Raw genomic sequence first — 25,788 nt, 5'->3', positions numbered from 1 at the left:
CATTCAGACGATAAGAGAATTGTATGCCGTCAGGCCACGTGAATCTGCACAACAAGAAGGGAGCCGCTTGAGGCAATGAAGCTCATTATTGGTTTAATTATCGTCAGTAGTGCCGTATTCGGTGGCTTTATGCTGGCCGGTGGACACATGCTGGCGCTGTATCAACCGGCGGAATACATAATTATCGGTGGGGGCGCGTTGGGCGCCTTTATTATTGCCAATCCGCCACGGGTCATCATGGCCGCTTTCAAGGGTGTCCCTGCCCTGCTCAAGGGAGCGAAATACAACAAGCAGACCTATATGGAACTGCTGGCCCTGATGTTTAACCTGTTTGGCAAGGCACGCAAGGAAGGGCTGATGGCGCTGGAAAGCGACATTGACGAGCCTGAGCAGAGTGAGATTTTTACCGCTTATCCCAAATTGATGAGCAATCATCATCTGATTGAATTCATCTGCGACTATCTGCGTCTGATGGTCGGCGGCAACATGAATGCTTTCGAAATCGAACAGCTAATGGACGTCGAGCTCGAAACCCATCACCATGAAATTTCCCAGCCCAGTCATGCTGTTACAATTGCCTCGGACGGCCTGCCGGGTTTCGGTATTGTCGCGGCGGTCATGGGGGTCGTCGTGACCATGGGCTATATCAGCGAACCGCCGGAAGTGCTGGGTATGAAGGTCGCCGCCGCCCTGGTCGGTACCTTCCTGGGGATTTTGCTGGCCTACGGTTTTGTCGGCCCCATGGCGAGCGCAATGTCCAGCCGGGAAGAAGAAGAAGGCAAGCTGCTCGAATGCGCCAAGATCTGCATCATGGCTACGCTGAACGGCTATACCCCGCAAATTGCGGTCGAATTTGGCCGTAAGGCGCTATACAGCCACAATCGTCCCGGATTCCTTGAGCTTGAGGAGTATATCAAGGAACAGAAGAAGTAATCTGACGGATTATCAGCGTGGCCGCCGAGGACAAAAAACAACCCATCGTCATCAAGAAAGTCGTCAAAAAGGGCGGCGGTCACCATGGCGGCTCCTGGAAAGTCGCCTATGCCGACTTCGTGACGGCAATGATGGCGTTTTTCCTGCTGCTTTGGTTGCTTGGGATCTCCGATGACGCCTTGCGCGAGGGAATTTCCGACTGGTTTCAGAATCCGTCCGCTATACAGGGGCCGGGCGGTGCCAGTACCAGCATGATCAAGCTGGGGGGGACCAAGGATATTCCCAAAGGCGAAGGTCGCAAGTCCGAGCAGCATGCCCCGCAAGTTGACCCTGTCGAGCAAACCGAGCAGGAAAATATCAAGGAGCGTGTCCGCGAAGTGATACGTCAGCAGGATAAAAAGCAACTCGACCAATTATTACAAAAACTGAAAGCGGCCATTGAGAGCAGTGATCAGCTGAAGAATTTCAAGGATCAACTGCTGCTGGAAATTACGCCGGAAGGGTTGCGAGTACAGATTGTCGACAAGAAAAACCGACCCATGTTCGATCTGGGCAGCGATCAGCTCAAATCCTATACCCGTGAAATTCTGCAAAATATTTCCCAGGTCATTGCCGCCAACGTGCCGAACAAGGTGAGTATTGCCGGCCATACTGATGCCACGCCTTTCCCCAAAGGCTATATCGAGTATGAGGACCAGTACGGCAACGATTATCGCAAGCCCTATTCCAATTGGGAGCTGTCAGCTGATCGCGCCAATGCCGCGCGACGTGAACTCGTTGAAGGGGGAATGCCATCGGAACAGCTCGGTCGGGTGGTCGGCCTGGCCGACTCGGTCCTGTTCGACAAGGAAAACCCGTACAACCCTGTGAACCGGCGCATCAGTATCGTCGTGCTGAACAGGGATGCAGAGCAGGCCCTGATGGAAGGCGAGGGCAAGATGGATACCCTCGAAATCAAACCAGACCAGCCTGCCTCGGAATAGTCGCGTCACTTTCAGGCCTGGCCGGGAAAAAAACGCGGAGGACGCGGAGCCGCAGAGTCGCGGAGAAGAATAATAAAATTATATAAGTAGGACCCTACAGGCTGTTATCGATATCTCAATCGGACATTCTCGCCTTTTGCGATATACGTCGTTATTAACTCACTTTTCGCATTTCAAATCAAAATGAATTCTCTGCGTCTTTGCGGCTCCGCGTCCTCCGCGTAATTGACAGAAAATCCAAAAAATGACGCTCAATGGTTATCCTGTTCCAGCGATTCGAGCAGGTTCAGGTAGCTTTTGTAACGCTGCGGACTGATTTCACCGGCTTGGACCGCCGCGCGGACGGCACAGCCGGGCTCCTGGCGATGCAGGCAATCGCGGAATTTGCATTGCGATCGAAACGTGTCGAACTCACGAAAGCCTGCCGCCAGATCGGCCGGGCCGACCTGCCACAGACCGAATTCACGGATGCCCGGTGAGTCGATGATATTGCCGTCTCGTTCGGGCAAGTGATAGAGCCGGGCGGTGGTGGTGGTGTGGGTTCCCTTGTTGGTTGCCATGGAGACATCGCCGACCCGGGCATCGACTTCGGGTAACAGGGCGTTGATCAGGGAGGATTTGCCCACGCCCGACTGGCCGACGACGATATTGTTACGCCCGTTCAGAATCTGATGCAGTGTGTCGAAGCCATTTGCCTGCTTCGCACTGACTTCCACCATGCGATATCCAATCTGTTCATAAACGGCGAGTCGCTGTTTTATGGTTATGGCGTCTTCTTTGCTGAGCAAATCCACCTTGTTCAGAACGAGGACGGGCGTGATGCCAGTGAGTTCCGCGGCCACCAGATAACGATCGATCAGGGCCTCCTTGAAGACCGGGCGGGGAGCTATGATGATCAATAGCTGATCGATGTTGGCCGCGATGATACGGGATTTGCCGCGGCTGTCGGGGCGGGCCAGTTCACTACGGCGCGGCAGTCGCTGGACAATGATATTGTCTCGCTCGCCGGTTTCGACAACGACCTGATCGCCGGTAACCAGGGGGCCGGCGCTTTTGCGGCTGTGGCATTCACGGTGCTGTTGATCCGCGGTTTCCACCAGCAGACTGGCCCCGTGGTGGGCGATCACCAGTCCGGTTTGCTGCCTGTGCTTTTCAGTTGAGCGTGAGGAACTGCTTTCGGGAAATGTATCAACGCTCATGCAGCTACCGGTTTGTTGTTTGGCAATCAGTCAAACAGAGCATCGACCCGGGCGGCGCAGATAAAGTCATTTTCCGACAGGCCGCCAACCGAATGTGTTGTGAAAGTGATCTTGCAGCGATTGTAGCCGGCCTCGATATCCGGGTGATGATCCTGCTGATTGGCAATCCAGGCAACCGCGTTGACAAATTCGATGGTCTGATAAAAGTTTTTGAATTTGAATTCACGAACCAGGCTCTGGTCGGTTTCTTTGAGTTCCCAGTCGGAGACTTCCTTGTGTAACTGGCTGGCCTGTTGCGCATCAAGTGCCGGACTGCCTTTGGGCAGTGACTGACAGTTTTTATCGGCGAGTCCCATTTGGTTTACTCCTCGAACTTGTAAAAGTTCTGGTTGAGATAGGTTACCACGTCCTCGATCTGGCTTTCCGGCCACGGGGCTCCCAGGCTGGTCTTGCAACGCCGGACCTGGTTATACAATGCCTCAAGGGAATCGATACGGCGATTTTCCCGGACATAGATGCCGGTACCATCCTCGCCGTAGATACCGCTTTTCATTGAGGCGTGACAATTGATGCAGTTCTCCCGGTGCAGTTCCCGCCCACGTTCGGGATCGCCGGCGTGCACAGGGCCTGCCAGGAGAAGGCAGATCAGGAAGCTGTGGCTGAGGTGTATGCGCATCGGCTTAAAACCTTATGTTTTGTAAAGTAAGTACTTAACTCATTTTACTCGACAAATGCGCGATACGCACCGGGGCCGGCGGGTGCGTATCATGAAAGGCCGAATAAACCGGGTCCGGCGTCAGGGTATTGGCGTTCTCCTGGTAGAGTTTGACCAGGGCCTGAATCAGGGTACTCGCGTCGCTTTGCTGCGCGGCGAACTCATCGGCTTCGAATTCATGTTTGCGACTGAATGCCGCCATCAACGGTTGCAGATAGACCGTGAACACCGGCATGACCAGCATAAATAGCAACAGGGCGATGTAGGTGGAAGGCTGCTCTACGCCAAGACCGTGGTAGAAAGGTGCATAGTCGAGCAACCAGCCCAGCAGTGCCAGTCCGACAAAACTGAGCACAGCCATCACGGCAATGCGCTTGGGGATATGACGGCGGCGGAAATGGCCCAGCTCATGGGCCAGCACCGCTTCCACTTCATCCGGGCTCAGGGACTTGAGCAGAGTGTCAAAGAAGACAATGCGCTTGTTATCGCCCAGACCGGTAAAGTAGGCGTTGCCGTGACTGGAACGGCGCGAGCCGTCCATGACAAAAATGCCGCTGCTGCGAAAACCGCAGCGCGCCAGCAACTTTTCGATGCGCTCGCGCAAGGCCTGGTCATCCAGCGGCGAGAACTTGTTGAACAGTGGCGCGATGAAGGTGGGATAGGCCCACATCATCAGCAGACTGAAACCCATCCAGATGGCCCATACGTAGATCCACCACAATGTCGCGGCGTCCTGCATAAGCCATAATACCAGCCACAACAGCGGCCCGCCGATGAGCACCGCCAGCAGAATGTTTTTCATAAAGTCGGCAACAAATAGTTTGCCGGTCATGCGATTGAAGCCGAAGCGTTCCTCCAGTCGAAAAGTTCGATAGAGGCTCAGGGGAATATCCAGCAGGCTGCTGATTAACATGAAGCTGAAGATCACGGCCAGGCCGGTGAGAATCGGTGACAGTTCCATCCCGCGCCAGAACTGATCCAGCCAGTTCAGTCCCCCGCCCAGGGTCCAGAGCAACAGCAGGGCAATGCCGATTAATAACTCGGTCTTGCCAAAACGCAATTTGGCCAGTGTGTAGTCGGCGGCTTTCTGGTGATCGCTCAGGGCGATATGTTCGCGAAATGCCTCCGGCACACTGTCGCGATGGCGACTGACATAGCGCGCCTGGCGCTGGCCGAGCCACCATTGCAGGGCGACAGAGAGGGCCAGGGCTATAACAAAAACAAGAGTCACCGTATTCATCGTGGATTTCCCGGTTCAGAATGCAGCATGGCAGGTTAGCCTCTGATAGAATGGTTGGCAAGAGACGCGCGACGGAAACCCTTTATGAGTGCAGACAGCAACAACCTCATCTGGATCGATCTGGAAATGACCGGCCTGGACACCCAGAACGACATGATCATCGAGATTGCCACCATCGTAACCGATAGCGAGCTCAACATTCTGGCCGAAGGCCCGGAGCTGGCGATTCATCAAAGCGATCAGACCCTGGCCGGCATGGATGAATGGAACACTCGCCAGCACGGTCAGTCGGGTCTGGTGGAGCGGGTGCGTAACAGCCGCGTGACCGAGGCCGAGGCCGAGGCCGAGACCCTCGCATTTTTGAGCCAGTACGTGCCAGCCCGCACCTCGCCCATGTGCGGTAACAGTATCTGCCAGGATCGCCGCTTCCTGGCCCGATGCATGCCGGAGCTGGAGCAATATTTCCATTACCGTAATCTTGACGTCAGTACCCTCAAGGAACTGGCTAAACGCTGGGCTCCCGCCATCAGCGGTGGTCTGACGAAAAACGCCTCTCACCTGGCGATGGACGATATTCGCGATTCGATCAACGAGTTGCGCTACTACCGCGAACACCTGCTCAGGCCGTTCCCGGCCGATTGAATCCCGCCTCCCGGCGGGGATAAATTCCCGACAACTTGCTAAGGTTAGAAAAGCGACCCGGGTAACAGTTCCCGTGTAGCCCGCGTGCCAGTCAGGTTTCTGACTACGCCACGTTGCCGCAGTGCGTCAAGAGATTGGCGTCCTGCGGGCCGACCTATTCAAGTCATTGTATTTAAACAATAAATTAGTTATCACAACCGCTGGCATATGTTTTGCACCCGGATGGGTGCACGGCGGTTTCAAACCCCAGGGGAAGCTCATGGCAGAAAACGACCAAGATCTGGATCTCGATGTAAAAAGCGGCAACAAACTCAATACCATTTTGCTGGTGGTGCTGATCGTACTCTTGCTTGCGATCGCCGGTGCGGGTGCCGCCTGGTATCTGATGAGCGGTGACGATGACAGTGCCGTTGCCGAGGGTGAAGAGGGCGAGGCTGCGGAAGTGGTCGAAGCGCAACCGAAACCGGCGCACTATTTCAAACTTGAACCGGAGTTCGTGGTCAATTTCGAGGATCCCGGCAAGGCACGCTATCTGCAACTGGAAATCCAGTTGATGGCCCGCGATTCCCAGGTTTTCGAGCAGGTCAAGACCCACATGCCGGTCATTCGCAGCGAGTTGCTGATTCTGTTCAGCGAACAGACATTCGAAGATCTCAGCTCTCGGGAAGGCAAACTGCGCCTGCGGGAAGAGACCTTGAAAACCATTAACCAGATACTGCAGCCCGGCGAAGATGACGCCGGTATCGAGCAGGTCTATTTTACCAGCCTGATTATGCAATAGGGTTCAGGGATGTCAGTCAACGATCTCTTATCACAAGACGAAATCGATGCGCTGTTACATGGCGTCGACAGTGGCGGTGTTGACACCGAGGATGGTTTTGCCGCCCACGACGGGGTAGCACGCGGATTTGATTTTGCCAGTCATGATCGCATCGTTCGCGGCCGGATGCCGACGCTGGAGATGATCAACGAGCGCTTCGCCCGCAAGTTTCGTATCAGTCTGTTCAATATGTTGCGTCGTGCGGCCGAAATTTCGGTCAGCGGTGTGGAGATGATGAAATTCTCCGAATATGTGCACAGCATGTTTGTTCCCACCAGTCTGAACCTGACCCGGGTGCGCCCGCTGCGGGGCACCGCACTGGTCGTCTTCGACCCCAAGCTGGTCTTTATCATTGTCGATAACTACTACGGCGGGATTGGACGGCACACCAAGATCGAAGGGCGCGATTTTTCTGCCACCGAACAGCGTGTTATCAGTACGGTACTGGACGATGCCTTCAATGACCTGGTCGATGCCTGGAAGCCGGTATTGCCGATCAACTTCGAGTTTATGAACATGGAAGTCAATCCGCAGTTTGCCAACATTGTCAGCCCGTCGGAAGTTGTGGTGGTTTCCCGCTTCCATATCGAACTGGAAGGCGGCGGTGGCGACTTTCAGATCACCATGCCGTACTCCATGCTTGAACCGATCCGTGAATTACTGGATGCCGGCGTACAAAGCGATGTTTCCGAGCGGGATGAACGCTGGGCACATGCGCTGCGCGAGGATATCAAGTCAGCAGAGATAAACCTGTCTGCGACATTGACCGAGGCAAGGATGAGCCTGGCGGAAGTTGTGAAGCTCAAGGCGGGGGATGTCATCCCAATCGAAATGCCCGAGCTGGTTACCGTGCGTGCCGAGGATATACCGGTCTTCCGCGGCAAGTATGGGGTGCATGACAACAATATGGCGATCAAGATCGTCGAACAGGTGGAACGAACCAAGGAAAACCCGTTGCTGAAGACGGCCATGACGGAATCAAAGTGAGGTAACCATGAGCGATACAAACGACGAATCAGAAGTTATGGACGAATGGGCGGCAGCGATGGAAGAGGCGGCGGATTCCGGGGATGAAGCAGCCGCCAAGCAAACCGAAGAGGTTCAGCATGCCGGCTTTGAGAACCTTCAGGAGTCGGGTAGTCGCGGTAATGAGGATATCAACCTGGATGTGATCCTGGATGTGCCGGTCACTCTGTCACTGGAAATCGGTCGCTCCCAGATCAACATTCGTAATCTGCTGCAACTGAACCAGGGGTCGGTGATCGAACTGGATCGTCTGGCTGGCGAACCGCTGGATGTACTGGTTAACGGCACATTGATCGCCCATGGCGAGGTGGTGGTCGTGAACGAGAAATTCGGTATTCGCCTGACCGATATCATCAGTCCTGCGGAACGGGTCAAAAAACTCAAATGAAGCGCTTTTTGTCCAGAATGGGCCTGTTTCTGGCAGGCTTGCTGAGCTCCTGCGCGCTGCTGGCGGCCGAGACGGTCAAATCCGGCCCATTAACCAGCGAGCCTATTGGTAGTGGCAGCTATGTGCAGATGGTACTCGGTCTGCTGTTCATTATCGCCCTGATCTTCGGCATGGGCTGGTTCATACGCCGACTGGGCACCTTTAACAGTGTGGCCAGCGGCAGTCTCAAGCTCCTCGGTGGTCTGTCGCTCGGCCAACGTGAAAAAATCGTTCTGGTACAGGTGGGCGAGACCCAGTTGCTGGTGGGGGTGGCGCCGGGACAGGTTCGCACCCTGCATGTACTGGACGAACCGGTCAGCGATGCATCACCGCAGCCGATGTCGTCCGGGTTTGCGGAAAAACTCAATCACATGTTGAAACAACAGAAGTCACGCTAATGAAACGCCTGTCTTTGTCCATGTTGTTTATTCTGGTAGCCGTCATGTTGCTACCGTTCGACAGTGCCATGGCGCAGACCGGCATCGATGCATTGACGATGACCACCAGCGAGGATGGTGAGCAGACCTACAGTGTAAGCTTGCAGATCGTCGCGTTGATGACAGTGCTGACGCTGTTGCCGGCGGCGTTAATGATGATGACCTCTTTTACCCGTATCATCATCGTACTGGCAATCCTGCGCCAGGCTCTGGGGCTGATGCAGACGCCGACCACCCAGACGCTGCTTGGCCTGGCTCTGTTTTTGACCTTTTTCATTATGGCGCCGGTGTTCAACAAGATTAACAACGATGCCATTCAACCCTATATAAACGAATCACTCGGTATGCAGGATGCTGCCATCAAGGCGGGCGAGCCCTTGCGGGATTTCATGATGAGCCAGACCCGCGCAGCGGATGTCAATATGTTCGCCAGTATCGCCGGTGACGACGGCTATGAGTCCGTTGCGGATGTACCGTTTACCGTACTGGTGCCGGCCTTTGTAACCAGCGAATTGAAGACGGCGTTTCAGATTGGGTTTCTGTTGTTTATTCCATTTTTGATTATCGATCTGGTGGTAGCCAGTGTCCTGATGTCCATGGGGATGATGATGCTCTCGCCCATGATCGTTTCACTGCCTTTCAAGATTATGCTTTTTGTGCTGGTTGATGGCTGGAATCTCATTATGGGGACCCTTGCCTCGAGTTTCTATGTATAGCGGAGCGTAATAATGACACCGGATAGCGTTCTCAGCATTTTTCAGCACGCCCTCGAAGTGGTGTTAATTATGATCGTGGTAATCCTGATCCCGGCGCTGGTGGTCGGTTTGCTGGTGAGCATGTTTCAGGCTGCAACGCAAATTAATGAAATGACCCTGAGTTTTATTCCCAAGCTGATTGCAACAGTGTTGACATTGATGCTGGCCGGGCCCTGGCTGCTACGGTTATTAATCGATTACACCCAGCGACTGGTTCATGATATTCCCTATCTGATCGGATGAAGTATGGTCATTACCGGCAGCGAACTCACCAGCTTGATCGGCGCCTTCCTCTGGCCGCTGTTTCGCATTGGTGCGCTGGTTATGTCCGCACCGGTATTTGGGGCCCGTTATGTTCCGGTCCGGGTAAGGCTGGTGGTAGCACTGGCGGTGACGGCACTGGTCGTGCCCCTGCTGCCGCCGCAACCACCGGTGGAACTGCTCAGTCCGATGACACTGTTTATTATCGGTCAACAGATCCTCATTGGCATTGTGATGGGGGTTGCCCTGCAACTGGTGTTCAGTGCAGTAGTGACCGGCGGCCAGATCGTTGCCATGCAGATGGGACTGGGTTTTTCCCTGATGGTGGACCCGCAAAACGGCGCCCAGGCACCCGTAGTCAGCCAGTTCTATATGCTGATGGTGTTGCTGGTGTTTCTGGCGCTCAATGGCCATCTGGTGATGATCGAGGTGATAGTCGACAGCTTTCAGACCATGCCCATCGGTCCACAGGGTGTGACCGCGGACAGTTTCTGGCAGGTGGTGAGCTGGGGCAGTCTGATTTTCGCCGGGGGCCTGGGCATGGCGATTCCGGCGGTGGCCTCGCTACTGGTGGTGAACTTTGCCTTCGGCATCATGACCCGTTCGGCGCCACAGCTGAATATTTTTGCCATCGGTTTTCCGTTGACTATGCTGATCGGCTTTGCACTGATCCTGTTGACGCTACCCAGCGTGGTCCCGCACAGCACCGGCATGTTTAACGATACCTATCAGTTGATCCGGCAACTGCTGGGCGGAGGCGCCTGAGGATGGCGGAAGATACCGGTCAGGAACGCACCCAGGATGCGACCCCGCGCCGCAAACAGCAGGCGCGGGAGAAAGGCCAGGTCGCCTCCTCACGGGAACTCAATACCATGCTGGTGATGTTGATCTCCGGTATGGCGGTATTGTTACTTGGCCCCGGCGCCATCGACGATATGCTGGAACTGATCGGCCAGCATCTGGATCTCAGCCGCCAGGTGATATTTGATCCCATGGCCATGCCGCGTCAGTTTGAAAGCGCGATGCTGGAGGCGCTGTGGATTCTGGCGCCGTTTTTTATCATCGTGATGATTGCTGCCGTGGCCGGACCAATTTTGATGGGCAGTGTGGTGCTCAGTCCCGAGTCGATCACCTTCAAGTGGGAGAAGATCGATCCCGTCAAGGGCCTCAAACGGATATTCGCCTGGCGGGGACTGATGGAGCTGGTCAAGGCACTGGTCAAGTTCATTGTCATCGCTTCGGTGGCCATTGCCTTTTTATATATCCAGGCCGATACCTATCTGGGCCTGGGCGGTGAACCGGTAATGCAGGCGATCCCGCACGCCGGGTATTTGTTGATCGCGGCGTTTCTGATTATCGGATCGGCACTGATCCTGATCGCCACGGTGGATGTACCGTTTCAGATATGGGATCACCACCGTCAGTTGAAGATGACCTTCCAGGAGGTCAAGGACGAGAACAAGGACACCGAGGGGAACCCCGATGTCCGCGGTCGTGCGCGGCGCATGCAACGGGAGATGGCCCAGCACCGGATGATGGAGGCAGTGCCCGAGGCCGATGTCGTGGTTACCAACCCGAGCCATTTCTCGGTCGCACTGAAATACGATCCCAAGCACATGGGCGCGCCGGTCGTAGTGGCCAAGGGTGCCGATCTGATTGCTATGCAGATCCGCACCGTAGCTCGCGAGAATAACGTGATTCTGGTTCAGGCACCGCCGCTGGCGCGTGCGCTATTCCATACCACCGAGCTGGAACAGGAAGTTCCCTCGGGGCTTTATCTGGCGGTTGCGCAGGTACTGGCATATGTCTTCCAGCTGCGACGTGATCGCAAGCGCTATACCACCCGGGAACACAAGATGAACGATCTGCCGATTCCCGACGACTTCAAGTTCGATTAATTCAAGACAGGTAATTGTCATGGCCGAATCCAGCAGTGCGGTAGTCAGTTCATTACGTCAATTCAGCCGACAGGGTCTGGGTGCGCCAATCCTGCTGATCCTGATGATGGCCATGATCGTGGTGCCGCTGGCGCCGTTGATGCTCGATGCACTGTTCAGCTTCAATATCTCGTTGGCGCTGGTCGTCATGCTGGTGACGGTCTATACCTTGCGGCCTCTCGATTTTGCCCTGTTTCCGACGGTATTGCTGGTAACCACGCTGTTGCGTCTGGCGTTGAATGTCGCTTCCACCCGCGTGGTGCTGCTCGAGGGGCATACCGGTACCGATGCGGCGGGGCAGGTAATCAAGGCATTTGGCGAATTCGTGGTTGGCGGTAATTATGCGGTGGGAATCGTGGTCTTCGCGATTCTGGTCATTATCAACTTTGTGGTCATTACCAAAGGTGCCACCCGTATCTCGGAAGTCAGCGCCCGCTTTACCCTGGACGCGATGCCGGGCAAACACATGGCCATTGATGCCGATCTCAACGCCGGGTTGATCGATCAGGATACAGCCCGGGCCCGACGCCAGGAGATCAGTGACGAGGCCGAATTCTACGGTTCCATGGACGGTGCCAGCAAGTTTGTGCGCGGTGATGCGGTGGCCGGGATTTTGATACTGCTCATCAGTATTGTCGGTGGCCTGATCATTGGTACGGCCCAGCATGGTCTGTCCTTCTCCGAAGCGGCGCGCAATTACACCCTGTTGACCATCGGTGACGGACTGGTCGCACAGATTCCCGCACTACTGCTCTCCTCGGCGGCCGGCATCATCATCACCCGGGTGTCGGCTTCCCAGAATATGGGCGAGCAGGTGATCCATCAGTTGTTCGACAATCCCCGTTCGCTGGTGGTGACCGCCGTCATTCTCGGCATTATGGGGATCATTCCCGGGATGCCGAACGTCGCCTTTTTGACGCTTGCGCTGATCAGCGGCGGCCTGGCCTGGTGGATGCAGCGTCGCAAGCAGGCGTGGGCCGAGCAGGCCGAATCGGCCGCCCCCGGTCCCAGTGCCGCCCAGCCCGAGGTCAAGGAGTTGAGCTGGGAGGATGTCACCCCCGTCGATCCCATTGGCCTGGAAGTGGGCTATCGCCTGATCCCGCTGGTGGACAAGGATCAGGGCGGACAGCTTATGCAGCGTATCAAGGGAGTGCGCAAGAAGCTCACCCAGGATCTGGGCTTTTTGATTCCGCCGGTGCATATCCGCGATAACCTGGAACTGACCCCTACCACCTACCGCATTACCCTGATGGGAGTCACTGTGGGCGAGGCCGATGTCTATCCGGAGAAGGAGATGGCCATCAATCCCGGCCAGGTGTTTGGCACTATCGAAGGGATCGACACCATCGATCCCGCCTTCGGCCTGGATGCGCTCTGGATCGATCCCGCCCAGCGGGACCAGGCCCAGACCATGGGTTACACGGTGGTCGATGCCAACACGGTGATCGCGACCCACCTGAGTCAGCTACTGCAGACTCACGCCGGTCAGTTGCTGGGTCACGAAGAAGTCCAGCACCTGCTCGACAAACTGGCGGCCAATACCCCGAAACTGGTCGAGAATCTGGTGCCCGATACGCTCTCGCTCGGGGTGGTGGTCAAGGTGCTGCAGAATCTGCTCAACGAGGGCATTCCGCTGCGGGATATTCGCACGATCGCCGAAACTCTGGCGGAACATGGTGGCCGCACGCAGGATCCCGACGTATTGACGGCGGCCGTGCGCGAGGCGCTGGGACGCATGATTGTCCAGCAAATCAACGGGATGCAGGCGGAACTGCCGGTGATTACACTGGATCCCAAACTGGAACAGATATTGCAACAGTCTATTCAGAGTGCCGAAGGTTCGACGGCCGGGGTGGAGCCGGGTCTGGCCGAGCGGTTGCATCAGGCGCTGAGCGAAACCGCCCAGAAGCAAGAGATTGCCGGGGAACCGGCTGTGTTACTTGTCGCCGGCACCATCCGGACAATGCTGGCCCGGTTTGTCCGCCACAGTATTCCGTCGCTGCAGGTACTCTCGTATAACGAAATACCGAGCGACAAACAGATTCGTATTGTTGCCACGGTCGGCCAGTAAGCCGGGCGGGTAACGCAAACCAGCCAGACAGGGGCTTTTGTTATGAAAATCAAGCGCTTCCAGGGTACTGACATGCGCACGGCCATCCGCCAGGTGCGGGATACGCTCGGCGCCGATGCGGTGATTCTCTCCAACCAGAAAATCCCCGGCGGCGTCGAGATCGTCGCGGCCATTGATTACGACGAATCGCTGTTCGATGGCCCGGCCCCCGGCACAGGCACAGGGGCCAACCACGCAGAGGCTGCCAGCGTCGCGACCGAGCCAGCTGCACCGGCACCGCGTAAATCCCGGCAGGCGGCACTGGATGATATCCGTTTCAGTCGCAATATTCCCGACAGTGATTACACCCCGGCCACCCCCCATGCCGGTGCGCCCGCCGGCCATTCACAACAGCCGGGCCACCTCTGGTCGCAACAGCCGATGATCATGGAAATGCAAAACGAGCTGCGCTCATTGCGTGGCATGCTGGTAAACCAGCTCTCCGGTCTGGCCTGGGGACAGGAAACCCGCTATCACCCGCTGCGTGCCCGTCTGTTGCAACGTCTGCTGGCACTGGGGCTGAGTCCGAATCTGGCGCGCCAGGTGGTGGCCCAGTGTGACGAGCAGCAGGATTTTGATTTTAACTGGCGCAAGGCTCTGGGCGTGATCGCCCATCAGCTGCCCACGACCGATAATGACATCGTGGATCGCGGCGGCGTCGTGGCCCTGGTCGGCCCCACCGGCGTGGGCAAGACCACCTCCATCGCCAAGCTGGCAGCCCGTTATACGTTGCGCCACGGACCGCAAAAAGTGGCGCTGATCACCACCGACAATTACCGCGTGGCGGCACATGAACAGCTGCGCAGCTATGCCCGTATAATGGGGGTGCCGATGCGCGTGGCCGCCGACAGCAAAGCGCTGGACGAGGCGCTGACCGAGTATCGCGACAAGGGACTGGTGTTGATCGATACCGCCGGCATGGGCCAGCGCGATATGGCCCTGTACGAACATCTGGCCGCGCTCAACACCGGCGGTCGGGCGGTGCAGACTTATCTGACGCTGGCTACTAACAGTCAGCGCGGGGTGATGAACGATGTGATCAATGCCTTCGGTCAGGTGCCGCTCAGCGGTCTGATCCTGACCAAGCTGGACGAGACCACGAGTCTGGGGGGAGCGCTGTCGGTCGCCGTTGAGAAGAATCTGCCGCCGGTGTACCTTAGCGACGGGCAGCGGGTGCCCGAGGATTTCCATCCCGCCCGGCCCCACACCCTGGTCAGCCGCAGCGTGGTGATCATGCAGCAGGCTGCGGCCGGCGTGAAAGACGATGACATCTCCCTGGTCCTGGGCGGCATGGTCGCCGGGGCCAACGGTTGAGTCGCCCATGAATCATCAGGCAGCAGGATTACAGCGCATGACTCAACCCAATCCGGTCCGTGTTATCACTGTCACCAGTGGCAAGGGTGGCGTGGGCAAAACCAATGTGTCACTCAACCTGGCCATGGCTCTGTCGGCGCTGGAAAAGGACGTCACCATTCTCGACGCCGATCTGGGGCTGGGTAATATCGATGTTCTGCTGGGCTTGCACCCGCGCTATAACCTGTCACACGTCCTGCGCGGTGAGTGCGAGCTGGATGAGATCCTGGTGCAGGGACCCGGTCGTCTCAGTGTGATTCCCGCCTCCTCGGGGGTGCAGGAGATGGCCGAGCTGAATGCCAACCAACACGCAGGATTAATCCGGGCTTTTAGTGAGTTGAACCACAATATTGATGTATTATTAGTCGATACCGCGGCCGGAATTACTGACAGTGTGGTCAGTTTTTCCCGCGCGGCGCAGGAAGTGATGGTGGTAGTGTGTGACGAACCGGCCTCGATCACCGACGCGTATGCGCTGATCAAGCTGCTGAATCGGGAATACGGGCTGTTCCGATTCCGTATACTATGTAATATGGTGCGTAGTGCCCAGCACGGGCGGGATGTATACGAGAAGATTGCCAGGGTGACGGATCGGTTTCTCGATGTGGCGCTGGATTATGTCGGCTACGTCCCCGATGACGAGTCCGTGGTCAAGGCCATACGCAAGCAACGCTCGGTGATCGAGGCCTATCCGCGCAGCAAGGCGAGTCAGGCCTACGGGACCCTGGCGGAAAAAGTCGACAAGTGGCCGTTGCCCGAAACGGCGGGAGGCCATCTGGAGTTTTTTGTGGAACGACTGGTAATGGGGCATGAGCAAGAGGCGGAGGCGCTGACGTGAGTGGCGTGGCCATCTATGCCGCCAACCAGCCGCGGCTGCACGACGACCTGGTCGAGCAGCATGCGCCGCTGGTCAAGCGCATTGCCTGTCATCTGATTAACAAGCTGCCGGCCAGCGTCCAGCTCGAGGATCTGATCCAGGCCGGGATGATCGGCCTGCTCGAGGCCTCGCGCAACTACGACGAAACCCAGGGGGCCAGCTTCGAAACCTACGCCGGCATCCGTATTCGCGGCTCCATGCTGGATGAAATCCGCAAGAATGACTGGGCCCCGCGCTCGGTGCATCGCAAGGCGCGCATGGTGGCCGAAGCGGTGCGTGAGATCGAAAATGACCGCGGTCGCGATGCCCGCGACGTGGAAATCGCCGAATCCCTGGATATGTCACTGGAGGATTATTACAAGATCCTGCAGGACAACAGCTATCACAAGGTGCTCAGTTTCGAGGACATGGGCACGGGCGAGGACTCGATGCTCGACAACATGTCGGACAACGCTCCGGGCATTGTCGACGGACTGCAGAATGAAGACATGCAGCGGGTGGTCTCCGAGGCGATCGCCAGCCTGCCCGAGCGCGAACGGCTGGTGATGGCACTCTATTACGATGAAGAACTCAATCTGCGCGAGATCGGCGCCGTGATGGGCGTCAGCGAATCGCGCGTCAGCCAGATCCACAGCCAGGCGGTCATTCGCCTGCAGGCACGCATGGAAAACCGCTTCAAGGAAGCGTGATTCTCACTATTCAAGTCGGTCTTTGGCAGCCCCTTCGGGGGTTGTTTGCTTTTTACCCAGGTTTTTCCATTGCGTGTCTATTGAGAAAAACCACCGAAGACACCGATTCCATTGAAATCACCGACCCTTTGGGTGAGACGCTTCAGGAGGGACTGTTGCGAGCTGACTCGGATTTTTCAGTGTTTTCGGCGGTTTGGTGTCCCCGGTGAGTGTTATCTGGTCAGTCGACGAGATAGTTCCAGTGCCGGATTTTGGCCGGCCCCCCTTAAGTTTTGGCCGAACCCGGCCGATATATTCGATGAATTTGCCGCTCCATATTCCTGTTTGACGGTAAGAATCCGAAATGGGGTATGGCAGCATGGTGTTGCATTAATGCTGGAGGGATAGCGTGGACAAAAATATGAAGATCCTCGTAGTGGATGATTTTTCCACCATGCGACGAATCATCAAGAACCTGTTACGGGATCTGGGCTTTACCAATACCGAGGAAGCCGATGACGGCACCACGGCCCTGCCGATGTTGCAATCGAATCATTACGATCTGTTGATTACCGACTGGAACATGCCCGGCATGCAGGGTATCGACCTGTTGCGGAAAGTTCGCGAGGATCAGAATGAGACCCTTGCGAAGATACCGGTATTGATGGTCACCGCCGAGCAGAAGCGTGAACAAATCGTTGAAGCAGCACAGGCCGGGGTTAATGGTTATATTGTCAAACCCTTTACCGCCCAGACTCTCAAGGAAAAGCTCGACAAGATTTTCGAGCGCATCGAAGGCTGAATAGTACTCAAGGCGGTCAAATGTCGGATAATAATTTCATTAATGACGAGAACATTGCACGGGTCCGCGATCTGCTGGCATCCATGGAAAATGGCGACGAGGAAGGTGCCAAGGAGGTCGTGGACGATTTGACCTCGATGCGTGAGTCCACGCTGTACCAGGAGATGGGCAAGCTGACCCGCGAACTGCACGATGCCATCAGTGCCTTCGGCATGGATGACCGCATTACCGATATTGCCGAGCATGATATTCCCGATGCTCGGGAACGACTCAATTATGTCATCCAGAAAACCGATGAAGCCGCCAACCGTACTCTGGAGGCGGTGGAAGAATCCTTTCCCCTGTGTGAAGAAATCGAAAATCAGGCCGCTGATTTAAATAACCAGTGGCAACGTTTTACCAATCGTGAATTGAGCGCCGATGAATTTCGGGCCCTGAGCAGCCAACTTGGCGAGTATCTGGGTAGCCAGTCTGAAAAAACGGTGGTGTTGAAAGACAATCTGAACAAAGTGTTGATGGCGCAGGACTTTCAGGATCTGACCGGGCAGATCATCAAGAAAGTTATCAAGCTGGTGGAAGAGGTCGAAGACAACCTGGTTGAACTGATCAAACTGGCCGGGTTGCCGGAACACGAAGAGCAACAGCAAAAAAGGGATAGCGAAAAACTGGCCGGGCCGGTGGTGCCGGGGGTCGACGATATCGGTGACAGTGTCTCCGGTCAGGACGAAGTCGATGACCTGCTCTCCAGTCTCGGGTTTTAATCAAGCGTACAGGCTGAACAAAGAATGGATGATGAACTGTTACAAGATTTTCTGGTTGAGGCGGGCGAGATCCTGGAGCAACTTAACAGCCAGCTGATCAGCCTGGAGCAGGCCCCGGATGACAAGGATCTGCTTAACGCCGTATTTCGCGGTTTTCATACCATCAAGGGCGGTGCCGGTTTTTTGAGTATCGATCCGATGGTCGCCCTGTGTCATCGCACCGAGGATATCTTCAACCTGCTGCGTAACGGCGAGCGCCATGTCACCCAGGATCTGATGGACACCGTGCTGCCGGTGCTGGATGTACTCAACGATCAGTTCGAAAGACTGCAATCCGGCGATGAGCTGGATGCCGCCGATCCGGCGCTGTTACGTGCCCTGGAACATTACACCACACCGGGCGACGGGCCGGCCCCGGCAGCCACGCCGAGCGCCGAACCGAAGCCCGAAGCGGTGGCGGCCGCCGGTAATGAAGATATTACCGACGAGGAGTTCGAGGCGCTGCTCGATGCGCTGGACAAACCCGGGGGTGGCTCGAGCGACAAGCCAGCGGCGACCAACAATAGCGACGGCGACGAGATCAACGACGACGAGTTTGAAGCGCTGCTGGATGACTTGCACGGCAAGGGACAGTTCAAGGGCGCGCCGCCGGCCGATAATACAGAGGACAAACCGGCCGCCGCGTCGGGCAGTAACGAACCGGAAGAGCCGATCAGCCAGGATGAATTCGAAGCCTTGCTGGATGATCTGCATGGCAAGGGGCAGTTCAAGGGGGCACCGGCCGACGCCGGGCAGAGCACGACGCCACCCGCCGCCAGTGGCGCTGGCGGGGCCGGCGGTGGAGGGGGGAGTCCCTCTGCCGCGCCTGCCCCGGAACCGGAAGAACCGCAATCCGCCGCCGCCATGGTGGCCAAGGCCGCGGCCGGGAACAAGGAGCGCCCGGCCGGTGAGACCTCCGTGCGGGTGGATACCGCCCGTCTGGACGAGATCATGAATATGGTCGGTGAGCTGGTGCTGGTACGCAACCGCATCTCCCGGCTGGGGGAACATGCCGGCGATGAGGAACTGTCCAAGGCGGTGGCCAATCTGGATCTGGTGACCTCCGATCTGCAGCTGTCGGTCATGAAGACCCGCATGCAGCCGATCAAAAAAGTCTTCGGCCGTTTTCCGCGCGTGGTTCGGGATATGGCGCGTAGCCTCGAAAAAGAAATCAATCTGGAAATGATCGGTGAAGATACCGATCTGGATAAAAACCTGGTTGAGGCCTTGGCTGATCCACTCGTACATCTGGTGCGCAACTCGGTGGATCATGGTATTGAGATGCCGGATGTCCGCGAAGCGGCGGGTAAGCACCGGGAAGGGACCGTGGCGCTGACCGCCTCGCAGGAAGGCGATCACATCCTGCTGGTGATTGAAGATGACGGCGGCGGTATGGACCCCGACAAGTTGCGGCAAAAAGCCGTGGAAAAAGGGGTTATGGATGCCGACGCGGCCGCGCGCCTGGACGACAATGAATGTTTCAATCTGATTTTCGCGCCGGGCTTTTCCACCAAGGATCAGATCTCCGATATTTCCGGTCGCGGTGTTGGCATGGACGTGGTCAAGACCAAGATTACCCAGCTCAATGGCAGTATCGAGATTGATTCGGCACCCGGCAAGGGCACGCGCCTGAGTATCAAGGTGCCACTGACCCTGGCGATTATGTCGACCCTGATGGTGCGACTCAAGGATCAGTTGTTTGCCCTGCCGCTGGTGAATGTCAGCGAAATCTTCCATCTGGATCTGACCAAGACCAACGTCATGGATGGTCAGCAGGTGATCATCGTCCGCGAGAAAACCCTGCCCCTGTTTTATCTCAAACGCTGGCTGATCAAGGGCGAAGCCAATACGCCGCTGCCCAGCGAAGGGCACGTGGTGATCGTTCATATGGGCAACCAGAAGATCGGCTTTGTGGTGGACGAACTGATCGGTCAGGAAGAAGTGGTAATCAAACCCCTCGGCGCCCTGTTGCAAGGTATTCCCGGTCTGGCCGGGGCGACCATCACCGGCGATGGCGGCATTGCCATTATTCTCGATGTGCCGGGCCTGATGAAAATGTATACCTGAAGCAGCAAATTAATCCATCTAAGGCAAGACCCGTCGCCTGTGTCTTGCCAAGCACAAGCATGACAAACAACGCAGTATGACGGAGGAACGTTAATGGCAACACGGGTGCTGGTGGTCGATGACTCGGGGTTCTTTCGTCGTCGGGTTGCTGAAATTCTTAATGCCGATTCCTGGCTGGAAGTGGTGGGGCAGGCGGAAAACGGTGAAGAAGCCGTCCGCCTGACTGCCGAACTCAAACCCGATGTGATCACCATGGACATCGAAATGCCGGTGATGGACGGCATCACGGCCACGCGCCAGATCATGCAGCGTACCCCGACCCCGGTGATCATGTTCTCCTCCCTGACCACTGACGGTGCCAAGGCCACGCTGGATGCCCTGGAAGCCGGGGCGCTCGACTTTCTGCCCAAGCGCTTCGAGGACATTGCCCGCGATCGGGATGAAGCCAAGAACCTGTTATGTCAACGGGTCCGGGCGCTGGGCCGCAAGCGCATGGCCACGCCGCCAACCACCACCCCGGCCAGCAAACCGATTAGCACCAGCAGTGCCGCGCCGGCGCCGGCCCCCGCGCCGCGTATCAGCAAGAGCGGCACACTGAAATTACTGGCGATAGGTACCTCAACCGGTGGACCGGTAGCGTTACAACAGGTGCTGACTAATCTGCCCGCGGATTTCCCTCTGCCGATTGTGCTGGTACAGCATATGCCCGCGACCTTTACCCCGGCGTTTGCCAGGCGACTCGATCAGTTGTGCAAGATCAACGTCAAGGAAGCCGAGGATGGCGATGTCCTGAAACCGGGCTGGGCCTATCTGGCTCCCGGCGGCAAACAGATGTTGCTGCAGGGCCGCGGCAGTCAGCCAAGCCTGCAAATTATCGACGCCGATGAGTCGCAAACCTATAAACCGAGCGTCGATATTACCTTCGATTCCATCAGCAAGGTCTATCCGGGTGAAACTCTGGCAGTGGTGCTGACCGGCATGGGTGCGGACGGTCGCGATGGGGCGCGAACCCTGAAACAGAAAGGTTCCACGATCTGGGCCCAGGATGAGGCCAGCAGCGTGGTCTATGGCATGCCGGCCGCCGTGGCCGAGGCCGGTCTCACCGAACAGATACTCAACCTGACCGACATCGGTCCGAGTATCGTCAAGCGGGTGATGTAGGACATGGATCTGCTGAGCCTGTTCGGCCTGATACTCGGGCTTGCCGCGATTCTGGTTGGCCAGCATCTGGAAGGCGGACATATCAGTTCGTTGCTCAACGGGCCGGCGCTGCTTATCGTCATTGGCGGTACAGTCGGGGCGGTCATGCTGCAATCCCGGCTCGGGGTGTTTTTACGTGCCATGCGTATGCTGTTCTGGACGTTTTATTCCCCCCGGTTTGATTTTGAAGAAGGTATTCAGCGCATCATTCGCTGGAGCAACATCGCGCGCAAGGAAGGCTTGCTGGGACTGGAAGATGTCGAGGAAAAAGAGCCCGACCCATTTGCACGTAAGGGTCTGCAGCTGCTGATCGACGGTAGCGAGCCGGACAGCATCCGGAATATTCTGGACGTGGATATCTCGGTTAAGGAACAGTTCGATACCCAGGCAGCCAAAGTCTTTGAAAGCATGGGGGGTTACAGCCCGACCATCGGTATCCTTGGCGCGGTGATGGGCTTGATCCAGGTAATGGGCAATCTGTCCGATCCCGGAATGCTGGGTAGTGGTATTGCGGTGGCGTTTGTAGCAACAATCTATGGTGTGGGTGCGGCTAACCTGATCTTTTTGCCCATTGCCAACAAGCTCAAATCCCACGTGCAGTTACAGTCCCAGTACCGGGATATGTTTGTCGAAGGCATGATCTCTATCGCCGAGGGCGAGAACCCGCGCAATATTGAAACCAAGCTGCTGGGTTATCTGCGACAGGGGGCGTAACCATGCGTCGTCGTCAACGTCGACAGGTACCGGAAGAGGAGAACGTCGACCGCTGGATGGTTTCCTACGCGGACTTCATCACGTTACTGTTTGCGTTTTTCGTGGTCATGTATTCCATGTCCTCAATTAATGAGGGCAAATACCGGGTGCTGTCAGACACCATGATTGATGCTTTCAAAACGCCGCCCAAGTCCCGTGACCCGATTCAGATCGGCGAAGAGGCCAAAGCGTTTGTCCCGGTCGATCCGTTGATCGAACAGCCTCGCACGGAGATCGTCCAGTTAAAGGCACCGGAGACAACCGTGGATCGATCCCGGCAGATGGCACAGATTGCCGAACAGGTCCGCGAATCGATGCAGCCGCTGATCGATCGGGGCATTATTAACATCAACCAGGACAAGCTGTGGGTGGAAGTGGAAATGGATACTCGGGTATTGTTCCCCAGCGGCGCGGCGCAACTCACCCAACAGGCCTACCCGGTGCTGGAGGAACTGGCTGAAGTGTTGCGCGATGTGCCCAATCATATTGATGTGGAGGGGCATACCGACAACCAGCCCATCAATACCCTGGCCTATCCGTCCAACTGGGAACTGTCCGCGGCGCGCGCCGCGAGCGTAGTCCATCTGTTCACCCAGAGCGGTGTGGAGCCGCAGCGTCTGTCCGCCATCGGCTATGGCGAACACCGGCCAATTGCCGATAATGACACGGGCGAAGGCCGCCAGCGCAATCGCCGGGTCACGGTGGTGATTCTGGCCGACAAAAATGCACGCCGGATGCTGGAAATCGAGCGCCAGATAGACAAGGATCGGAACTAGACGGGTTATTCTCGATTTCACTGCCTGAGAAGGCAGTTGAAATATTCTCGCCAGGTCGCAGAGAACGCCGGGTCAGGTGTTATGCTAAATCTCGTCGTTTACGAATGAGTACTTTGCGGGTGTGGCGTCTTTGCGAGAACGTCTTTGTTTTCTGGTATCGGCTAAGGTCAGGTTATCTGAGCTCGTCGATAGACCTGGCCGGATTCTTGCATTTTACGGTCTCATGAGGAGGAACATTTGAAAATCTGGGCGGTGGCCAATCAGAAGGGCGGGGTGGGTAAAACCACCACGGCCGTGACCCTGGCCGGGCATCTGGTCAACCAGGGCGAGCGTGTGTTGCTGGTGGACATGGACCCGCACGGCTCGCTGACCGCCTATTTTGGTAACGATCCCGACACCCTGGAAGAGAGCCTCTATCTGCTGTTCCAGGGCGAGGGCGCCGAATCGCATGTGGATCCACGCCAGTTGTTACTGGATACCCGCTTCGAGGGCCTGAGACTGCTGCCGGCCTCTACCGCGCTGGCCACACTGGATCGCCAGCTTGGCAGTCAGGAGGGCAAGGGCCTGGTGATGGCCCGCAGCCTGGCGCGACTAGAGGGAGAGTTCGATACCGTGCTGATCGATTGCCCGCCCACGCTGGGCATCCTGATGGTCAATGCCATGGCGGCCTGCGAACACCTGCTGCTGCCGGTGCAGACGGAATTCCTTGCCCTCAAGGGGCTGGAGCGGATGATGCGTACCCTGCAGATGATCCTGCGTGCGCGCCGCGGCGGGCTGAGTCATACCATAATTCCGACCATGTACGATCGGCGTACCCGTGCCGCCGGGGAGAGCCTGCAGGTGCTGCGGGAAAAATACGGCAACGAGGTGTGGAACTCCGTGATCCCGGTGGATACCCAGTTCCGGGAGGCCAGCAAGCAAGGCATCCCCCTGTCGATCATGCGGCCTGCCGCGCGCGGCGCCCAGGCCTACGCCGCGTTGCTGCATTCGCTGTTGAACCCCGGGGCCGACCAGCCCCATTTAAAACTGGTGACCGGTTATGAGCAATAAACCCGCCAAGCAGACCCTGGTTGAGGAAAAGGTTGCACTGGACATGTTCCTGCAGTCCCTGCTGCGCGAGCCGGCCTCCGAGCCGGAACCGGCCCCCGCGCCCACGGTGACCGAAGCACCGCCCGAGGCCCCACCGCAGGTCAAGCTTGATATGCCGGCGCCGACGGTGGTGGAGTCGGCCCCGGTGGTCGAGGCGCCTGCCCCGGCGGTGGAGACCCGGCCCGAGACTCCGCCACCGGCCGCCGGCGAAGATTTGCCGCCCTGGGCCGATCTGTTCCAAGCCATGCTGTTTCGGGTTGCCGGACTTACCCTGGCCGTGCCGCTGGAAGAGCTGGGGGGCGTGATCGAGTTCGATCCCGACCAGCTGACCGAGATGCCCGGTCATGCTGACTTCTATCTGGGCCTAGTCACCCACCTGGGCAAGAGCGTGCCGGTCGTCGATACCGCCCGGCTGGTCTTTCCCCCCGAAAAACTGCAGCAGCTGGCCGGGGATGATCCGCTCAAACGGGCGCGCCGCGTGGTTCTCATCGACGAGGGACGCTGGGGCCTGGCCTGTGACGAGGTCGACGAGGTGATTACCCTGCGCCGGGACGAGGTCCGCTGGCGCAGCGATCGCACCCGCCGGCGCTGGCTGCTGGGGACGGTCATCCAGCACATGTGCGCCCTGGTGGATACCGGCGCCTTTGCCACAAAATTGACCGAAGGCCGGGATTAAACCCTCAAATCAGCGGCTTACCGGCCGATAACAGCAATACAACCCTCGCCACGCCCCTGCTGCCGTCCATTAACGCGGCAATGGCATGGATAATGCAACTTACTATTTCGCACGGCCGGGGCGCCACAGTTTTGACGCCGCCGGCACCGGCAAGGAGAGAGACAACCGATGAATGACGTCGTAGAAGCCGCCAACGAACCGAGCATCCAGTGGGTGACCTTCAAGCTGGAAGGCGAGAAGTACGGCATCAAAGTGATGCAGGTGCAGGAAGTGCTGCGCATGAACGAGATCGCACCGGTCCCCGGTGCCCCGGATTATGTGCTGGGCATCATCAACCTGCGCGGTAATGTCGTCACCGTGATCGACACCCGCAAACGCTTCGGTCTGCCGATCCGGGAGCCGGACGATTCGACCCGCATCGTCATCGTCGAGGCGGAAAACCAGATCGTCGGCATTCTGGTCGACAGCGTGGCCGAAGTGGCCAACCTGCGGACTTCCGAGATCGAAACCGCGCCCAATGTCGGCAATGACGAAAGCGCCAAATACATTCAGGGGGTCTCCAGCCAGGATGGTGAATTGTTGATTCTGGTCGACGTTAACAAGCTGTTGACGGACGAGGAATGGGAGGAGGTTGCAGCCTTGTAACCTGTTCGGGCATGACGGAGATACGCAATATCATCCCGTTGAATCCCGGTTGGCCGGTACACAAACCCGAGCCGACCAGCCCTTCCGGGGAACGCAAGCAGCGTCCCCGGCGCCAGCCCAAACGTTCGCCACAACAGTCGCCGGATAACCCGCGTGATCCCGACAACGGATCACAGATTGACGAATATGCCTGAGGTGGCGAATGGAACCCCTGAATCTGTTAAGCGAGCTCAATTTCAATGCCTTGCTGTTGCTTGCCAGTGCCGTGCTTCTGCTGCTGGCGGGGCTGGCTATTCATTCCCTGCGCCGTCAGAACAAACAACAGGAACAGACCCTGGCCGCGGTCAAAAATGATCTGCGCGCCCTGACCACCGCCGCCGTCAGTGTTGGTGAACGCCTGCTGGAGGTTGAACGCCGTCAGCGTCGCCTGGCCGAACGCCAGGAACAGGTCGACATCTACGATTCCGCCAACCAGCCCTACGAACATGCGATTCGCATGGTGGCAAAAGGCGCCAGTGTTGAACAGCTGGTCGAGGTCTGTGGCCTCAGTACCAACGAGGCGGAACTCCTGCATATGATGCATCGCTTCGACAAGGC

General features: G+C 57.3%; 30 protein-coding genes. 26 read left to right on the top strand and 4 right to left on the bottom strand.

From position 1 onward, the window contains the following. Window positions 1-75: 75 nt before the first annotated feature. A complete protein-coding gene (gene motA / locus RI563_RS07300; RefSeq protein ID WP_310693710.1) occupies window positions 76-933 on the top strand; it encodes a flagellar motor stator protein MotA in 858 nt (285 codons plus the stop codon). Between the two features lie 17 nt (window positions 934-950). After that, entirely contained in the window at window positions 951-1,916 is a 966-nt protein-coding gene (motB, locus tag RI563_RS07295; RefSeq protein ID WP_310693709.1) for a flagellar motor protein MotB, read from the top strand. A gap of 251 nt (window positions 1,917-2,167) precedes the next feature. On the opposite strand, the gene rsgA is transcribed toward motB, so the two are convergent. The 4 genes from rsgA to RI563_RS07275 are packed head-to-tail and all read right to left on the bottom strand — an operon-like array spanning window position 2,168 to window position 5,070. Further along, window positions 2,168-3,115: a small ribosomal subunit biogenesis GTPase RsgA gene (gene rsgA, locus RI563_RS07290; protein WP_310693708.1), complete on the bottom strand. Its 948-nt coding sequence runs from the start codon at window positions 3,113-3,115 to the stop codon at window positions 2,168-2,170. Window positions 3,116-3,141: 26 nt separating this feature from the next. Next, the gene (locus tag RI563_RS07285) at window positions 3,142-3,471 is read right to left on the bottom strand and encodes a 4a-hydroxytetrahydrobiopterin dehydratase (RefSeq protein WP_310693707.1); all 330 of its coding nucleotides are present in this window, start codon (window positions 3,469-3,471) and stop codon (window positions 3,142-3,144) included. A 5-nt stretch (window positions 3,472-3,476) separates the two neighbouring features. Further along, on the bottom strand, window positions 3,477-3,791 hold the full coding sequence (locus tag RI563_RS07280) for a cytochrome c (protein WP_310693706.1): 315 nt from the start codon (window positions 3,789-3,791) through the stop codon (window positions 3,477-3,479). A gap of 34 nt (window positions 3,792-3,825) precedes the next feature. After that, window positions 3,826-5,070, bottom strand: a complete 1,245-nt coding sequence (locus RI563_RS07275) for a M48 family metallopeptidase (protein WP_310693705.1) — start codon at window positions 5,068-5,070, stop codon at window positions 3,826-3,828. Between the two features lie 84 nt (window positions 5,071-5,154). Between RI563_RS07275 and orn the strand changes: the two genes are divergently transcribed. From orn to RI563_RS07155, 24 genes are all read left to right on the top strand, one after another. Beyond that, entirely contained in the window at window positions 5,155-5,712 is a 558-nt protein-coding gene (gene orn / locus RI563_RS07270; protein ID WP_310693704.1) for an oligoribonuclease, read from the top strand. A 259-nt stretch (window positions 5,713-5,971) separates the two neighbouring features. Continuing rightward, entirely contained in the window at window positions 5,972-6,493 is a 522-nt protein-coding gene (gene fliL, locus RI563_RS07265; RefSeq protein ID WP_310693703.1) for a flagellar basal body-associated protein FliL, read from the top strand. A 9-nt stretch (window positions 6,494-6,502) separates the two neighbouring features. Beyond that, entirely contained in the window at window positions 6,503-7,519 is a 1,017-nt protein-coding gene (gene fliM, locus RI563_RS07260; RefSeq protein ID WP_310693702.1) for a flagellar motor switch protein FliM, read from the top strand. Between the two features lie 7 nt (window positions 7,520-7,526). Then, window positions 7,527-7,946 (top strand): flagellar motor switch protein FliN, encoded by a 420-nt coding sequence (fliN, locus tag RI563_RS07255; RefSeq protein WP_310693701.1) that lies wholly within the window; start codon window positions 7,527-7,529, stop codon window positions 7,944-7,946. Then, window positions 7,943-8,383 (top strand): flagellar biosynthetic protein FliO, encoded by a 441-nt coding sequence (gene fliO / locus RI563_RS07250; protein WP_310693700.1) that lies wholly within the window; start codon window positions 7,943-7,945, stop codon window positions 8,381-8,383. Before fliN ends, fliO begins: the two co-directional genes overlap by 4 nt. Continuing rightward, window positions 8,383-9,138, top strand: coding sequence for a flagellar type III secretion system pore protein FliP (fliP, locus tag RI563_RS07245; protein ID WP_310693699.1), 756 nt, complete (start codon window positions 8,383-8,385; stop codon window positions 9,136-9,138). Before fliO ends, fliP begins: the two co-directional genes overlap by 1 nt. 12 nt (window positions 9,139-9,150) lie before the next feature. After that, window positions 9,151-9,420, top strand: coding sequence for a flagellar biosynthesis protein FliQ (gene fliQ / locus RI563_RS07240; RefSeq protein WP_310693698.1), 270 nt, complete (start codon window positions 9,151-9,153; stop codon window positions 9,418-9,420). Between the two features lie 3 nt (window positions 9,421-9,423). Continuing rightward, window positions 9,424-10,203, top strand: a complete 780-nt coding sequence (gene fliR / locus RI563_RS07235) for a flagellar biosynthetic protein FliR (RefSeq protein ID WP_310693697.1) — start codon at window positions 9,424-9,426, stop codon at window positions 10,201-10,203. A 2-nt stretch (window positions 10,204-10,205) separates the two neighbouring features. Then, on the top strand, window positions 10,206-11,336 hold the full coding sequence (gene flhB, locus RI563_RS07230; protein ID WP_310693696.1) for a flagellar biosynthesis protein FlhB: 1,131 nt from the start codon (window positions 10,206-10,208) through the stop codon (window positions 11,334-11,336). Window positions 11,337-11,355: 19 nt separating this feature from the next. Beyond that, a complete protein-coding gene (gene flhA / locus RI563_RS07225; RefSeq protein WP_310693695.1) occupies window positions 11,356-13,446 on the top strand; it encodes a flagellar biosynthesis protein FlhA in 2,091 nt (696 codons plus the stop codon). A gap of 42 nt (window positions 13,447-13,488) precedes the next feature. Then, window positions 13,489-14,799 (top strand): flagellar biosynthesis protein FlhF, encoded by a 1,311-nt coding sequence (gene flhF / locus RI563_RS07220; RefSeq protein ID WP_310693694.1) that lies wholly within the window; start codon window positions 13,489-13,491, stop codon window positions 14,797-14,799. Window positions 14,800-14,836: 37 nt separating this feature from the next. Continuing rightward, window positions 14,837-15,676 (top strand): MinD/ParA family protein, encoded by an 840-nt coding sequence (locus RI563_RS07215; RefSeq protein ID WP_310693693.1) that lies wholly within the window; start codon window positions 14,837-14,839, stop codon window positions 15,674-15,676. Continuing rightward, window positions 15,673-16,404: an RNA polymerase sigma factor FliA gene (locus RI563_RS07210; protein WP_310693692.1), complete on the top strand. Its 732-nt coding sequence runs from the start codon at window positions 15,673-15,675 to the stop codon at window positions 16,402-16,404. The genes RI563_RS07215 and RI563_RS07210 overlap by 4 nt, the downstream gene beginning before the upstream one ends. Window positions 16,405-16,792: 388 nt before the next feature. Next, the gene (locus RI563_RS07205; RefSeq protein ID WP_310693691.1) at window positions 16,793-17,185 is read left to right on the top strand and encodes a chemotaxis response regulator CheY; all 393 of its coding nucleotides are present in this window, start codon (window positions 16,793-16,795) and stop codon (window positions 17,183-17,185) included. A 20-nt stretch (window positions 17,186-17,205) separates the two neighbouring features. After that, on the top strand, window positions 17,206-17,946 hold the full coding sequence (locus tag RI563_RS07200; RefSeq protein ID WP_310693690.1) for a protein phosphatase CheZ: 741 nt from the start codon (window positions 17,206-17,208) through the stop codon (window positions 17,944-17,946). 24 nt (window positions 17,947-17,970) lie between these two features. Beyond that, the gene (locus tag RI563_RS07195; protein WP_310693689.1) at window positions 17,971-20,052 is read left to right on the top strand and encodes a chemotaxis protein CheA; all 2,082 of its coding nucleotides are present in this window, start codon (window positions 17,971-17,973) and stop codon (window positions 20,050-20,052) included. 93 nt (window positions 20,053-20,145) lie between these two features. Further along, window positions 20,146-21,213, top strand: a complete 1,068-nt coding sequence (locus tag RI563_RS07190; protein ID WP_310693688.1) for a chemotaxis response regulator protein-glutamate methylesterase — start codon at window positions 20,146-20,148, stop codon at window positions 21,211-21,213. A 3-nt stretch (window positions 21,214-21,216) separates the two neighbouring features. Next, window positions 21,217-21,966, top strand: a complete 750-nt coding sequence (locus RI563_RS07185; RefSeq protein WP_310693687.1) for a flagellar motor protein — start codon at window positions 21,217-21,219, stop codon at window positions 21,964-21,966. A 2-nt stretch (window positions 21,967-21,968) separates the two neighbouring features. Next, window positions 21,969-22,781: a flagellar motor protein MotD gene (gene motD, locus RI563_RS07180; protein ID WP_310693686.1), complete on the top strand. Its 813-nt coding sequence runs from the start codon at window positions 21,969-21,971 to the stop codon at window positions 22,779-22,781. Window positions 22,782-23,018: 237 nt separating this feature from the next. Continuing rightward, window positions 23,019-23,831, top strand: coding sequence for a ParA family protein (locus tag RI563_RS07175; RefSeq protein ID WP_310693685.1), 813 nt, complete (start codon window positions 23,019-23,021; stop codon window positions 23,829-23,831). Beyond that, window positions 23,821-24,546: a chemotaxis protein CheW gene (locus RI563_RS07170; RefSeq protein WP_310693684.1), complete on the top strand. Its 726-nt coding sequence runs from the start codon at window positions 23,821-23,823 to the stop codon at window positions 24,544-24,546. The genes RI563_RS07175 and RI563_RS07170 overlap by 11 nt, the downstream gene beginning before the upstream one ends. Before the next feature lie 168 nt (window positions 24,547-24,714). Next, window positions 24,715-25,191: a chemotaxis protein CheW gene (locus RI563_RS07165; protein WP_310693683.1), complete on the top strand. Its 477-nt coding sequence runs from the start codon at window positions 24,715-24,717 to the stop codon at window positions 25,189-25,191. A gap of 11 nt (window positions 25,192-25,202) precedes the next feature. After that, window positions 25,203-25,385, top strand: coding sequence for a hypothetical protein (locus tag RI563_RS07160; protein ID WP_310693682.1), 183 nt, complete (start codon window positions 25,203-25,205; stop codon window positions 25,383-25,385). Window positions 25,386-25,393: 8 nt separating this feature from the next. Further along, the coding region (locus RI563_RS07155; RefSeq protein WP_310693681.1) for a DUF2802 domain-containing protein at window positions 25,394-25,788 on the top strand (395 nt) is incomplete at its 3' end.

This window comes from Thiohalophilus sp., assembly GCF_031581315.1.
Lineage (GTDB): Bacteria > Pseudomonadota > Gammaproteobacteria > UBA6429 > Thiohalophilaceae > Thiohalophilus.
Note: the sequence above shows the minus strand (reverse complement) of the source record. Positions and strands in the feature narration are given on the sequence as shown.